11 protein-coding genes and 1 tRNA gene are annotated in these 14,127 nt (G+C 65.1%); 8 read left to right on the plus strand and 4 right to left on the minus strand.

Annotated elements, in window-relative coordinates:
* The first annotated feature begins 108 nt into the window (after window positions 1-108).
* Window positions 109-2,007 carry an acyl-CoA synthetase gene (locus RB2654_RS19065; protein ID WP_008334882.1) on the plus strand — a complete coding sequence of 633 codons (1,899 nt, stop codon included), beginning with the start codon at window positions 109-111 and terminating at the stop codon, window positions 2,005-2,007.
* A gap of 62 nt (window positions 2,008-2,069) precedes the next feature.
* Here the strand turns inward: RB2654_RS19065 and RB2654_RS19070 are convergent, their stop codons facing one another.
* The 3 genes from RB2654_RS19070 to RB2654_RS19080 all read right to left on the minus strand — a co-directional run bounded on the left by RB2654_RS19070 (window position 2,070) and on the right by RB2654_RS19080 (window position 4,257).
* Window positions 2,070-2,720: a HupA family protein gene (locus RB2654_RS19070; RefSeq protein ID WP_008334883.1), complete on the minus strand. Its 651-nt coding sequence runs from the start codon at window positions 2,718-2,720 to the stop codon at window positions 2,070-2,072.
* 255 nt (window positions 2,721-2,975) lie between these two features.
* Window positions 2,976-3,563, minus strand: coding sequence for an acyl-homoserine-lactone synthase (locus tag RB2654_RS19075; protein WP_008334885.1), 588 nt, complete (start codon window positions 3,561-3,563; stop codon window positions 2,976-2,978).
* Between the two features lie 82 nt (window positions 3,564-3,645).
* Window positions 3,646-4,257 (minus strand): autoinducer binding domain-containing protein, encoded by a 612-nt coding sequence (locus tag RB2654_RS19080; RefSeq protein WP_008334892.1) that lies wholly within the window; start codon window positions 4,255-4,257, stop codon window positions 3,646-3,648.
* 271 nt (window positions 4,258-4,528) lie between these two features.
* On the opposite strand from RB2654_RS19080, the gene RB2654_RS19085 reads away from it, so the two are divergent.
* Entirely contained in the window at window positions 4,529-9,694 is a 5,166-nt protein-coding gene (locus RB2654_RS19085; RefSeq protein WP_008334893.1) for a hypothetical protein, read from the plus strand.
* Between the two features lie 48 nt (window positions 9,695-9,742).
* Here RB2654_RS19085 and RB2654_RS19090 read toward each other — a convergent pair.
* A tRNA-Thr gene (locus RB2654_RS19090) sits at window positions 9,743-9,817 on the minus strand.
* An 86-nt stretch (window positions 9,818-9,903) separates the two neighbouring features.
* Between RB2654_RS19090 and RB2654_RS23735 the strand changes: the two genes are divergently transcribed.
* The 6 genes from RB2654_RS23735 (at window position 9,904) to RB2654_RS19115 (ending at window position 14,127) form a co-directional block, all read left to right on the plus strand.
* Entirely contained in the window at window positions 9,904-10,053 is a 150-nt protein-coding gene (locus tag RB2654_RS23735) for a hypothetical protein (protein WP_008334894.1), read from the plus strand.
* A gap of 9 nt (window positions 10,054-10,062) precedes the next feature.
* Window positions 10,063-11,328: a UDP-N-acetylglucosamine 1-carboxyvinyltransferase gene (murA, locus tag RB2654_RS19095; protein ID WP_008334895.1), complete on the plus strand. Its 1,266-nt coding sequence runs from the start codon at window positions 10,063-10,065 to the stop codon at window positions 11,326-11,328.
* The gene (locus RB2654_RS19100) at window positions 11,325-11,804 is read left to right on the plus strand and encodes a DUF2948 family protein (protein ID WP_008334896.1); all 480 of its coding nucleotides are present in this window, start codon (window positions 11,325-11,327) and stop codon (window positions 11,802-11,804) included. Before murA ends, RB2654_RS19100 begins: the two co-directional genes overlap by 4 nt.
* Window positions 11,805-11,808: 4 nt before the next feature.
* The gene (gene hisD, locus RB2654_RS19105) at window positions 11,809-13,113 is read left to right on the plus strand and encodes a histidinol dehydrogenase (protein WP_008334897.1); all 1,305 of its coding nucleotides are present in this window, start codon (window positions 11,809-11,811) and stop codon (window positions 13,111-13,113) included.
* 72 nt (window positions 13,114-13,185) lie between these two features.
* A complete protein-coding gene (locus RB2654_RS19110; RefSeq protein ID WP_040885274.1) occupies window positions 13,186-13,662 on the plus strand; it encodes a UPF0262 family protein in 477 nt (158 codons plus the stop codon).
* A gap of 30 nt (window positions 13,663-13,692) precedes the next feature.
* Complete coding sequence (locus RB2654_RS19115; protein ID WP_437435904.1) at window positions 13,693-14,127, plus strand: arsenate-mycothiol transferase ArsC; 435 nt, start codon at window positions 13,693-13,695, stop codon at window positions 14,125-14,127.

Genomic DNA, 14,127 nt, shown 5'->3' on the forward strand with positions numbered 1-14,127 from the left:
CTGCGACGCGCTTTTTGGTTGACCCCCACGTCAATCTTGCGACCTGCCGGGAAAACCCCCATTTTTGATGGAAACATCGCCGGGAATCCGGCTCTCAGGGGAGGAACCATGGGACGCTACGAATTCAGCTCGCTTGCTGCACGCAACGACATCGAGGCCGAAAAGCCGTGGAGCGAGCGGCGCGTGCCAACGACGCTTTACGAGTTGCTCTCGGATACCGTCAGCAAGTTCGCCACGCGCGACGCGCTGTCGTTCCAGATCGAAAGCGGCCCGACCGACAAGAAGGAAACGCTGACCTGGCAGGAGTTGCACGACAAGAGCGTGCAGACCGCGAACCTGTTTCGCTCGCTGGGTGTGGGGCAGGGGGACGTGGTCGCCTATGTCCTGCCGAACTCCAACGAGACCGTGATGACGCTGCTGGGCGGTGCGATCAACGGGATCGTGGCGCCGATCAACCCGCTGCTCGAGCCCGAGCAGATCGCGTCGATCCTGCGCGAAACCGGGGCCAAGGTGGTCGTGACGCTTCAGGGCTTCCCCAAGACCGACGTGGCCCAGAAGGTGCACACCGCGCTGGAAGATGCGCCCGACGTGAAGCACGTGCTCGAAATCGATCTCAACCGTTATCTCACGCCGCCGAAGAAGTGGATCGTGCCGCTGATCCGGCCCAAGGTGCAGCCCAAGCATTCGGCCAAGGTGCAGAACTTCAACAAGGCCATCGCGAGCCAGCCCAAGACGCTGACCTTCGAGGATGAAAAGATCGACCGGGTGGCCGCCTATTTCCACACCGGCGGCACCACCGGGATGCCCAAGGTCGCGCAGCACAAGTATTCCGGCATCATCTACAACGGCTGGCTCGGCGCGAACCTTCTGTTCGACGAGACCGACGTTCTGATCTGCCCCTTGCCGCTGTTCCACGTCTTCGCGGTGCATGTTGTGTTCATGGCCGTCATGACCTCGGGCGCGCATGTGGTGTTCCCGACCCCTGCGGGCTATCGCGGCGACGGGGTGTTCGACAATTTCTGGAAGCTGATCGAACGCTACGGCGTGACCTTTGTCATCACCGTGCCCACCGCGATCTCGGCGCTGATGCAGCGCAAGGTGGATGCGGATGTCTCGACGCTGAAAGTGGCCTTCTCCGGCTCCTCTCCGCTGCCGCGTGAGCTGTTCAACCGGTTCGAAAAGGCCACAGACGTCAAGATCGTCGAGGGCTACGGTCTGACCGAGGCGACCTGCCTTGTCTCCTGCAACCCCACCGACGGGGTGAAGAAGATCGGGTCGGTCGGCATCCCGTTCCCCTACACGGACGTCAAGATCTACGACTGCGGCGCGGACGGCACGATCAACAAGGAATGCGGCGTCGACGAGGTGGGCGAGATCTGCGTGTCGAACCCCGGTGTCTATGTCGGCAAGACCTATACCGAAGAGGCCAAGAACAAGGGTCTCGTCGCGGGGGACAAGTACCTGCGCACGGGCGATCTGGGCCGGATCGACGAAGACGGGTATCTGTGGATCACGGGCCGCGCCAAGGACATCATCATCCGGGGCGGCCACAACATCGATCCGGCTGAGATCGAAGAGGTTCTGGCGGGCCATGATGCGGTCGCCTTCGTCGGTGCTATCGGCCAGCCGGATGCGGTCGCGGGCGAATTGCCTTGCGTCTTCGTCGAACTGGTCGCCGGGGCGAGCGTGACCGAGGACGAGTTGATGGCCTATGCCAAGGAGCGGATCACGGAACGTGCGGCGGTCCCGAAATACATCGAGATCGTCGATGAACTGCCGAAGACCGCCGTGGGCAAGGTGTTCAAACCCGACCTGCGAAAAAGCTCGATCATCCGGGTGTACAACGCAGCCCTTTCGGAGGCCGGCCACAAGGCCGAAGTCGTCGAAGTGGTCGAGGACAAGAAACGCGGTCTCGTGGCCAAGATCGAGGCCAAAGGCGATGTGGATCGCGCGGCCGTCGATAAGACGCTGGGCGAGTTCACCCGGCCGTTCGACTGGATCAACTGATCGGCGACCTGTCTGAGCGAGGAAAAAAGGGGCCGCCCGCTGCGATGCGGGCGGCCCTTTTTTCAGTCGGTCGCCTGCACGGCGCCGTCGAGGGTGGCGGATGCGGTGGCGCCATTCAGCGTCACCACCATGGCGTCGAACGCCCGTGCGGTATCCCCTTGCAGCCGGACCGCTTCCGCATCCGGGCCTTTGAACGTGCCGGTGATCGACCCTTCGGTGCGGATCGTGTCGCCGCTGCTGGTGACCGTGCCGGCGATGTCGGCGACAAGATCGTTGCCGACGAAGAACCCTCCCGTAATGTCGATATCACCCGTCGCGTCGCTGAAAGTGTCCAGCACGGCCTGATACTGGGCCGGGCTGCCGACGCCGGGGTGGTTCAATGTCATCCAGTCCGAGCCGGATGCGTCCCGCTTGCCCTGAATGTCGCTGATCCGCCCGGTCAGGGAACCTGCCGCGAAATCGGCGTCCAGCGTCGTGCGGCCGACTAGCATGTGGTCGGGGTCGTCCGGCCTGCCGACCGTCACGATCGATCCGCCTTCGTAGCTCGCGGTTCCTGTCGTGGGCATGGTCGCCGTATCCGCCAATTGCCCGACCTCGTCGAAGGACTGATAGACCAGTTCGCCCAGCGTCAGGCCGGGGGTCGTGCCCAGACACCCACTGAGCGCCGATGCACCGATGAGTGCCGCAACTGTCTGAATTGCATGATGTTTCATACTGGTCTCCTCGTCTTTAAGTTGTATGGAATCGTCGCATGGGCGGCAAGTGATTCAAATATGACTTAATGCCGCACGAAATGGGACACGGCGGATCATTCCGACGGAACGTGGGTCCGTCGTCGTGGTCTGATTCCGAGTTTTCAGGAAGGTCTTCGCATCCGCAGCGTGTGCGAATGTGGTGGCAAATGGTCCCCGCTCCCCGTGACGCCTTGGCGTCGCGACACCCCCAGTGTCAGGCGGGACCTGTGCCGGTCAGTGCAGCTTGGTCGTCAGGTCGATCGAGACGACCTGGTTGTCGATCCTGTCGATCTCCATCACCCGCCCCGCCGCGACGATGGACAGGCCGCAGCGTCTGGCCCACCGGGGCCAGTTGGCGGGGATCAGGCCCAGCACATGCGCCGCGCCGAGGTCGCGCGCGGTCTTGGTCATCTCGGTGATGAGATGGGCATGAACCAGACGGCGAATGCGCTGCGGCGTGTCGTGCGCCACGAAGACCCGGCTGCTTTCCCAGATGTGCTCGTCCACCGGAGCGGTGTCATACAACAGGTCCTGCGGGATCGAGGCGAGCAGCCCGCGCTGGGCGTCGCGGATCATGTAGGAATAGACCCCGCACCGTGCCGTCGTGGGTGTCAGCCTGATCCCGGCGAGAATCCGGCCAAGCTGGTGGACGGCGACCCAGCGGCTCGCCGGGGTGTCGTACTGGTCGTATTCCATGCCCATCGCTTCGGGCAGATCCCACTTGTTCTGCACGATGAACGACTGCCGTCTAGCGCGAAAAAGGTTCGCCATTAACTCGCCATGGTTGTGCATGTTGGCGAAAGAGAGCGTGGTGGTCTGCATAAGGAGCCTCCTTGTCAGGTGTTGATTGCAGATATCCGCCAGCCCAGGGCAGGCCCCGTTCTCGACGCAGCGATGTGGCCCTTCAGATCAGCCGGTAATCCTTAGCACGCTGAAGGGCTTCTGCCGTGGTTCTGGCGAATAGCTTGCGCCGCGCCGCCGAGAGGCGCGCCTTGAAGGCGCTCTCGGATATGCCGAGCCGTGCGGCCCCGGCGGCGTAGCGATCCCCGGAGGCAATGACCAGAAGCGCCTGTTTCTCGGCCTTCGTCAGGTGGTCTGGGGGTTGGGTTTCGTGGTGCAATCGCAGGACACAGCCCGTGACCGCCGACATCTCTTCTTCGTTGAATTCCCGATCGCCCCGCGCGACGCCTGCGACGGTGCGCGATGTCATCGGCCCGCAGGACACGCAAACGCCGTAGACAAGGCCGAAGCTCGCGGCCTCGGCCATGATCCCGAACGGGTCGGGCAGGTCGATGTCGCTCCACCGCGTCGCGCCGCTGCGCGAGATGCCCCATGCCACCATCGGGTCGCGCAGGGCATAGGCGTTGCGGGTGTAATGATCGGTCCAGGCCGGGTTATAGGTCTGGAACATCATGAGGGGGGCGGCGAACCGAATGTGCAGCGCCAGAAAGTATCCGGCGGGCGCCACGCCCCCCAGTTCGCTCAGCAAATCGTCTATGATCTGATTCCGCCCCATGACTGAAGTTAGAAACGAGTGAGCGGGACGCACAACTCATAATTGATCTTGCTACACAGTTTTGGCGAATTGACCGGGTGTGGACACGCCTAGCGGGAAAAGCATTCCGGCCTTGTGCGAAATGCGAAGATTTGGGCCGGTCTCGGCCCGCGGGTGAGTGAAGACTCCCATCGAATCGGTAGACGCCGTTATGATTGACGTAACGAAAGGACGTCGATCGTGGGATGATCGTAGGACATAGGCGCAGCCCCAAGCGGACGCGGGGCGAGGCATGATCCGGACTGTCGGGAAACTGGTCGTCGTCTTCGCGTTGTGGCTCTTCGTCGTCGCCTTGTCGCCCGCGACCGCGCAAACCGACGCCGGGCTGGCCGGCGCTCCGATCCGCGCCGATACGTTCCGCACCATCGACAAATACGGGACCATCTGCCCCAAGTGCAGAGCCGAACAGACCGCGTTCCATGCCGCCGTCGACCGATACGACGCGCAGCGCGCTGAATACGACCGGCTGGCCGAAGAGGTGCGGCAGGCCGCCGACCGGTTCGTCCGACAACGGGATGAGGTGAAGCGGCTGGAACAGGCGCTGGCCGATGCCGATGCCTTCTGGGACGAGATGCGGGCGGAGGACGCCTATCTGCGTGACGACTACGTCCCGACCGAAGAAGCGGCGCGGCGCGCCATCGCAGCCATCGACCCTTATTACGATGCCAAGGATGCGCTGCCCGGCGTGCGGGCCGAGCTTCAGGCCGCTTTCGACGCGCTGGAGGCCCAACGCCTCGTCACCGTCGAAGCGATGGGCGCGGCATTGGCCGCCGAGCGGGCCATGTTCCGGTGCGAGACCCAGTGCGAGATATCCGAACTTGATCTGGACGAGCGCGATCCGCCACCGCCGCCACCCGAAGACCCGGCCCTGATCGACGCGAGCCAGGTGCCGCAGCCCGAGAATTTCGTGGGCATCGTCGCGGCCTGTGCCGAATGCCTGCCCCTGTCCGAGCGCGTGAACCAGATCCGTTCGCACCGGCGCAGCTTCGCGGTCGACGCCTCGACCACCTATGACAGCATGGTCAACAACCAGCGCACGCTGGAGCGTGTGACACGGGAACTCGCGGCGCTGGATGCGCAGGAGCGCACGCTCTATCGCAACATGGCCGAATGGTTCAAAGGGGCGGAGCCGCCCGAGGGCTCGGACCCCATCGACTTCATCCTCGACGAAGTGGACCAGCGCGAAACGGCCGACATGCTGCGACAGATCGCGGCGCGGCGGGCCCAGTTGCAGGGTGACATGGCAGGGCTGGCCCAGACGATCCAGACCCAGTTTCGCGGTCTTCTGGAGGCGATCGCGAATTACCACGCGCATACGGCGCTGCTCGAAGCGGCGCAAAAGGCGTTGGAGGACTGCGAAAAGAACTGCCCGCCGCCGCCGCCCGACCCGGCGGACGACCCGTTCACCGACCCGAATTACCCGATGCAGGACAATATCGACCCGCTCGTCGCGAAGTGCTGGGAGTGTCAGCCGCTTGCGGATGCGCTGATAAAGTCGCTGGTGGAGCGGCGAAGCGTGGCCGGGGATATTCAGTCGGTGGTCTGGCTCATCAAGTCCCGACGCGCCGAGATCGAACGCAAGGACGCGCGGCTGGATGAGCTTCGGGCCGAAGAGCGCCAGATGGGCGAGGCGCTCAGGATCGGGCTGGACGCGAATGCGGATGTCTCACGCGTGTTGTCCGAGCTTTGGGATATCGAGAACGAACAGACGCAGCTTCTGCAAGACGTGCTCGCCGCCGAACAGGAAATACCACAGTACGAAGCCGACCTCGCGGTGCTCATGGCCCGGCACGAGGCGCTTTCGCGGTTGATCGAGGAACAGCAGGCCGCGCTCGACATCTGCGAATACAACAAGTGTCAGCCTGAGAACGGCGAGCCGCGCATCAGCCTGACACCGCCCCTGACCGACCCGGCCTATCCGATCCCGCAGCCCTTCACCTATGTGGCGACCGACTGCCTGTCCTGTCAGCCCATCGTCGACCAGATCAACGCCAAGCTCTTGGACCGCTACGTGCTGGCGGGGCGCATACAGGCGACGGCGGCGGAACTGACCCGCCTTGGCGAAACCCTGACCGCGAAGCAGGCCGAACTGGAAGCCGCGGGCCGTGAACTTGGCGAACGCGGTATGGAATATCACGGCGCCGAGGGCGACGCGGCACGGGCCGCCGCGCTCGTCGCTCTGGATGCGGTCATCGACCGGGAACGGGCGCTTCAGGACGAGATCACGGGGCTCGAAGACCTGATCCGGGGCAAGCGGCAGGTGCTCGCGCGAATGCAGACGCGTTACAGCGAGATCGAGGGTGAAATCCTGACCCTGTCGAACCGTCTGGCCGATTGCGAACGCAACTGCGCCGACCCGGACGAACCGGAAGAGGATATTTTCCTTGCGGGTCAGGACCCCTTCGTCACGACGGATTGCGAGCCCTGCCTCGTCCTCGCCTCGCGCGTCAACGATGCGGTCGGTTCGCTGATCGGGGCGCAGCGCGACCTCGCGGCGGCGAAAAAGGCCGAGGCCGATCTGGTCGAGCAGGCCAAGGCGCGGCGCGACCGGCTGGCCGAAATCGACGAGGCCCTGAACGGCCTGTCCGAGATTTGGCTCACCACCTACGAGAAGCCGGGGCGCGAGGCGGAGTTCCGCGAAGCCGACGACGCGATGACCGCGCTCGACCGCGAAAAATCGGACCTCGAGACCGAACAGGGGGGCGAGGACGAGGCGGCGCAGGCGGCGCGTGATGCGGTCGATGCGGCGCAAAGGCGCGTGGACGATCTGCATGTCCTCATCACGAACCTCAAGGCCGAACTGGCCGAATGCGAAAAGCAGTGCCAGCCCCCGGACGAAGACATCGCCTTGGACGAGTCGCCCTTCGTGGCGACCGACTGCCCGCCGTGTCAGACCCTTGCCAGTATGCTCAACGACGTGATCGGCAGCCAGATCTCGCTCAAGCGGCAGGTGGCCGAGGGCGAGGCCGAGCTTGAACGGCTCAGGGGGCAGACGGCCACGCTGGAAAGCGCCGTGGGCGACGCGCGTGAGGCGCTCGACGCGATCAACGACGCCCTGATCGACCCGGCCAATGCGGATCAGGCCCGTGATCTTGCCTTCGACAGTCTCGACGCGGAAGGCGATGTCATGGATGCACGCAACGCGGTGCGCGACAACGCCTTCGCCATCGAGGCGCTGGTCCAGAAGATCGCGGGGCTGAAGGCGCAGATCGCGATGTACGAGGCGCAGGAACCGGGGCTTCGCGCGCAACTGGCCGAGTGTGAGCAACAGTGCCAGCCGCCCGAAGAGGGGACCGAGACGGCCTTGCCCGAGACACCGTTCGTCAACACGGATTGCGAAAAGTGCCTTGTCCTCGCCTCGATGGTGAACGACGCGGTCGGGTCGCGCATCGGGGCCGAGCGGCGGCTGGAGGACGCGCGCGCGGCGCGCGCGGCGGAAGCTGCGGCATCGGAGGAGCGTCAGGCCAAGATCGCCGAGCTTCGCGCCAAGCTGCACGACAACCGTCAGGCACGCCTGAACGCGTCCGACATGGAGGAATATGAACCGCTCTTCGACGAGGGCGAGGCGCTGGGCGACGAACTGCTCCCGCTGTTGTTCGAGGAAGAGGATACACCCGGCAAGTTGGAACAGATGGACGCCGACATCGCCGCGCTCGAGGCCGAGATCGCCCGGCTCGTTCAGCAGGAGGCCGACCTCAAGGCGCAATTGGCGGAATGTGAGCGGACCTGCAACGACCCTGACGAAACGGCCATGGGGGATGAAGCGCCCAATCCCTTCGTCACCACCGACTGCGAACGGTGCCTGACGCTGGCCTCGATGGTGAACGACGCCGTCGGCACGCATATCGGGGCCGAGCGCGCGGCGCAGGAAATCCGCGATCGCATGGCCGGGATTCGCGACGAGATCGCCGAGAAAGAAGCCGTGCGCGACGGGGATGGCGATGAAGCGGACAAGCTTTTCATCGACGACGAAATCTCGATCCTCGAAACCGATCTGGAATTCGCCGGTTTCGATCTGGAGAAGGCCGAAGACCGCGTCGCCGATCTGGCGCGGCAGGTCGCGGCGCTGAAGGCGCAACTGGCGGAATGTGAGCAAAATTGCGATCCGGGCGCGACCCCGGAGGAAACCGCCACTGCGCCTGAACCCGATCCGCGGTTCGCGCGCACCGACTGCGAGCCCTGTGCACAGATCGTGGCGACCCTGAACGACGTGATCGGGTCGCGCATCGGGGCAGAAGAACGTCTGGAGCGCGCGCAATCGGAATACGACCGGATCAAGGCCGCCGACGACCGTGTTCAGGCGGCCATCGACGCGGCGGAGGAGGCGTTCACGCAGGCCGCTGTCGAAAAGGCGCGACTTGAAAGGTCGGGTCAGGATGCCTCGGCCCAGCAGGCCGCGGTGGATGCGAACCTAGACCGGGCGGCGGACCTGTCGTTCGAGGCGGATGACCTGTTCATGGCGTTGCAGGAGGCCGAGGATGCGTTGAACGAGGCCAAGGCCGCGCTTGAACGCCTTCAGGCCGACGAAGCCCGTCTGCGCGCGGCACTGGCCGAATGCGAACGTCAATGTGGCGGCAGCGAAACCGCTGGCATGGTGCCCGACGTGCTGCTCGACAAATTGCAGGATGCCGGATGCCGCGCCGGAGGGTCTTGCACCTTTACGCTCGGCGTCACCAACCAGTCGGACGGCCCCTACCGCGGGCCCCTGTTCCTGTCTGAAACCGGGCGTGTCGATGCGGGCGCCAACGGGGCCCTGTTCGACGGCTGGCATTGTTCGCCTGCGGCCGGGGCCAATTCCATCTGCCTGCACGAGGGCGAAATCGGTGCGGGCGAAAAGGTCGGTCTGTCGATCCCGGTGCGCTTGCCCGGCTACGTGGCGCCGGGGTCCGAAAACTGCATCCGGGTCGAATTCGCCGTCGATCCCCGCAAACTTCTGCAACTCATTCAGGTCGGCCTCGCCGCCCGTGGGCTGAACCCCGGTGTCGCCGACGGCCTGATGGGGCCGCGCACCCGCGCCGCGATGGTCGCGCTGGGCGAGGCGTCGGGGCAGGAGGTCGATCCCGGCGATCTGGAGGCGGTCTATCGCCTGATGTTTGGCACGAACCCATCCCCGGCGAGCGCGACGGAACAGTCCGCCTGCATCGAGATGGAGGTCGAGAACCCGCCGCGCACGGCCACACCGCGCCCGCCTGCCCAGAACGTCACCTCGTCGACCCCCGGCCAGTCGACGCCGCAGGGCACACCACAGGGCACGCCGCGACCGCAGGTCCAGATCGGGATCGGGCTGGGCTTCGAACAGCCGCGCGCGCCCACCGAGCAGGAACTCGAGACGGGCGGGGCCCGCCCCGGCGGGCTGTCCATCGGCGGAATCGGTCTGGGCCTGTCCTTCGGAGACTAGGCCATACGGCAACCCGAAGGTTTCCTGAAAATCACGCTGTCGGAGAGATGGTGCCGCAGGGGAGGATTGAACTCCCGACCTCACCCTTACCAAGGGTGCGCTCTACCACTGAGCTACTGCGGCGAACCGTGGCGGGTGATTAGACGCAATTCGCCATTGGTGCAAGCGCAATCTGGACGGTTTTTTCCGGCTGCGTTAAGGAGGGCGGCATGAGCAGGAAACCCGACCTTTCGCCCAAGGAGAAGGCCGCGCAGGAGCGCGAAGATCGCCTCAAGGCCGCGCTCAAGGCGAACATGGCGCGGCGCAAGGCACAGGCCCGCGCGCGCGACGCCGGGTCAGATGAAAACACGGACGAATAGAGGACAGGCATGGACAGCATCGTAGTTACGGGCGGCGGGCCGCTCTCGGGTGAAATCCCGATCGCCGGGGCCAAGAACGCCTGCCTCGCGCTGATGCCCGCGACACTTCTGTCCGAGGACCCGCTGACGCTGACCAATGCGCCGCGGCTGTCGGACATCAAGACGATGACCACGCTCCTGCAATCGCTGGGGGCCGAGGCGACCGGGCTTCAGGATGGTCAGGTGCTGGCGATGTCGTCGCATGACCTGACCTCGTCCCGCGCCGATTACGACATCGTGCGCAAGATGCGGGCCTCGAACCTCGTGCTCGGACCACTCATCGCGCGGTTCGGTCATGCCGAGGTGTCGCTGCCCGGCGGCTGCGCCATCGGGGCGCGGCCCATGGACCTGCACACCTTCGGGCTGGAAAAGCTGGGGGCCGAGATCGACCTGCGTGACGGTTACCTTTTCGCAAAGGCCCCGAACGGGCTGAAGGGCGCCGAGATCCCGCTGAAATTCGCAAGCGTCGGCGCGACCGAGAACATCGTCATGGCGGCCACGCTGGCCAAGGGCACCACGGTTCTGACCAACGCCGCGCGCGAGCCCGAGATCGTGGACCTCGTGAAATGTCTGCGTGCCATGGGGGCGCAGATCGAGGGCGAGGGGACGAGCCGGATCGAAATTCAAGGCGTCGATCGCCTGCACGGCGCGACGCACCAGGTGGTCGCGGACCGGATCGAACTGGGCACCTATATGCTCGCCCCGGCGATTGCGGGTGGCGAGGTGGAATGCCTTGGCGGCAAACTGGACCTCGTCGCGGCATTCGTCGAGAAGCTGGACGAAGCAGGCGTGGCCGTCGAGGAAACCGAACGCGGGCTCAAGGTCAGCCGCAAGAACGGGCGGCTCAAGGCGGTCGATGTGACGACCGAACCGTTCCCCGGTTTCCCGACCGACCTTCAGGCGCAGTTCATGGCGATGCTGTGCACGGCCGACGGCACCAGCGAGTTGAACGAAACGATTTTCGAGAACCGCTTCATGCACGCGCCGGAGCTGACGCGCATGGGGGCCGAGATCGAGGTGCACGGGGGCCGCGCCCGCGTGACGGGCGTGGACAAGCTGCGCGGCGCGCCGGTGATGGCGACCGATCTGCGCGCGAGCGTGTCCTTGATCCTCGCGGGTCTTGCCGCCGAGGGGGAAACGGTGGTGAGCCGCGTCTATCACCTCGACCGGGGCTATGAGCATGTGGTGCGCAAGCTGCGCGGCGTGGGCGCACAGATAGAGCGGGTGAAGGCATGAGCGAAGACGCACGGTTCGAGGACGGGGGCGAAAAACCGCTTCGCCTGATGGCACTGGACGCGGACGATCTTCAGATCGTCTCGGCGCTGACGCAGGACGCTGTCTTTCCCGCCAACGAAATGGCGTGGCGGGTGCGGGCGCGGGAATTCGCGCTGCTTCTCAACCGGTTCCGCTGGGAAGATGCCGAAGCCGCAGCGAAACGCGGGCGGGCGGTCGAACGGGTCCAATCGGTGCTTGTCTTCGGCGATGTTCTGAAAGTGCAATCTCAGGGCGTGGAAAAGGGCGATCCGGATACGGTAATGTCGCTTTTGTCCATCTCGTTCGAGCCGGGCGAGGATGGCACAGGGCGCATCGTCCTGACCCTCGCGGGTGACGGGGCCATCGCGCTCGACGTCGAAACCATCGACGCGAAGCTTCAGGATGTGACCCGTCCCTACGTCGCCCCCAGCCGCAAGACGCCTGACCACCCGGAGTGACCCGATGCCGGTTTTCCTGAACACCTCCGACGCGGATTTCGAGACCGCTTTCACCGCGCTGCTCTCGGCCAAGCGCGAGGATAGCCCGGATGTGGACGACACGGTGGCAGGCATCATCGCCGACGTGCGCGCGCGCGGCGATGCGGCGGTGCTGGACCTCACCTCGAAATTCGACCGTCTCGACCTGACCGCCACGACCATGCGTGTCTCCGAGGACGAGATCGAGGCGGAATGCGCCAAGGTGTCCGAGGCCGAACGGCAGGCGCTGGAAACCGCCGCCGAACGCATCCGCGCCTACCACGCGCGGCAGGTGCCCGAGGATGCGCAGTGGACCGACCCGGAGGGCGCCACGCTGGGCTGGCGCTGGACCGCCGTGTCCGCCGCCGGTCTTTACGTGCCCGGTGGCCTCGCCTCCTATCCGTCGAGCGTTCTGATGAATGCCGTGCCCGCCAAGGTGGCCGGGGTCGGGCGGCTCGTCGTCACGGTGCCGACGCCCGACGGGGTCATCAATCCGCTGGTCATGATGGCCTGCAAGGTCGCGGGCGTGGACGAGGTCTATCGCATCGGCGGGGCGCAGGCGATTGCCGCGCTGGCTTACGGGACCGAGACCATCGCGCCGGTCGACAAGATCACCGGGCCGGGCAACGCCTTCGTCGCCGCCGCCAAACGCCGGGTCTTCGGCAAGGTGGGCATCGACATGATCGCGGGGCCGTCGGAAATTCTCGTGATCGCGGACAAAGACAACGACCCCGACTTCCTCGCCCTCGACCTGATGAGCCAGGCCGAACACGACGAAAGCGCGCAGTCGATCCTCATCACCGACGACGCCGGTTTCGGTCGGGCCGTGGCGGAGGCCGTGGACAAGCGGCTCGAAACGCTCGAACGCCGTGCCATCGCAGGTGCGAGCTGGCGCGACTTCGGCGCGGTCATCACCGTGCGCGACATGGACGAGGCGGCGACACTGAGCGACCGGATCGCGCCTGAGCACCTCGAACTTTGCGTGGCCGACCCCGAGGCGCTGTCGGACAAGATCACCCATGCGGGCGCGATCTTCCTTGGCCAGTACACGCCCGAGGCCATCGGGGATTATGTCGGCGGTCCGAACCACGTTCTGCCGACAGCCCGTTCCGCACGGTTTTCGTCCGGTCTGTCGGTGCTCGATTTCATGAAGCGCACGACCCTGTCCAGAATGACGCCCGCCGCGCTCAAAGCCATCGGGCCGGCGGCCGAGACGCTGGCGAAATCGGAAAGCCTCGAAGCGCATGGGCTGTCGGTGCGCGCGCGGCTCGACCGGCTGAACCAAGGCTAGACTCCCAGTCCCATCGCGATTGTGCGGTCCACCCGGTTCCGCTATCCCTGACCCAAAGACGGGATGGGACGGATGAACCGCATCAGCAAGATCGACATCGACGACACCGGGTTGGCCGCGCCGACCCCGGCAATCGAACAGGAACGCAAGGTCGCGGTGTTCGACCTGTTGGAAGACAACAGCTTCACCCCGCTGGGGCGCGAGGGGCAGACGGTGCCCGAAGGCCCCTATGAACTCGGCCTCGCGATCAAGGAAAAGCGCCTTGTCGTGTCGGTCGCGACCGAGGGCGGGGAAGAGGCGGGTGAGATCCACCTGTCCCTCGGCCCGTTCCGGCAGGTGGTGAAGGATTACTTCCAGATCTGCGAAAGCTATTTCGATGCGGTCAAGAAGCTGCCCCCCGGACAGATCGAAGCCATCGACATGGCGCGGCGCGGCATCCACAACGAAGGTGCGCGGGTGTTGATGGAACGGCTGGAGGGTAAGGCCGAACTCGACATCGATACCGCGCGCCGGCTTTTCACCCTCATCTGCGTCCTGCACTGGGGCTGAGGGACCGTGCCGGCCAGCCTTCCTCAATCCGTGCTTTTCTGCTGCGACCACAACGCGGTCCGCTCCCCGATGGCCGAGGGGATGATGAAGAAATACTACGGAGACCACGTCTATGTGCAGTCCGCCGGGGTGAAGAGCGGACTGGATGTCGACGGGTTTTCCGTCGCCGTCTGCGAAGAGATCGGGGTGCCGTTGTCGAACCACCGGTCGCGGAGTTTCGACGAGATGCAGGAGTGGGGCGACGACCTGTCGTCCTATGACCTCATCATTGCGCTCAGTCCGGCGAGCCAGCGCAAGGTGCTGGACCTGACCCGGTTCCACCATCTCGACGTCGAATACTGGCCGGTCATGGACCCCACGGGATTAGGAACGATGCGGGACGAAAAACTGGTTGCCTACCGGCAGGCACGCGACCAGATTCGGGATCGTATGATTTCGCGGTTCGGCCCGCCGCAGGAAGGTTGA

The sequence above is a fragment of the Maritimibacter alkaliphilus HTCC2654 genome (genome assembly GCF_000152805.1).
Taxonomy (GTDB): domain Bacteria; phylum Pseudomonadota; class Alphaproteobacteria; order Rhodobacterales; family Rhodobacteraceae; genus Maritimibacter; species Maritimibacter alkaliphilus.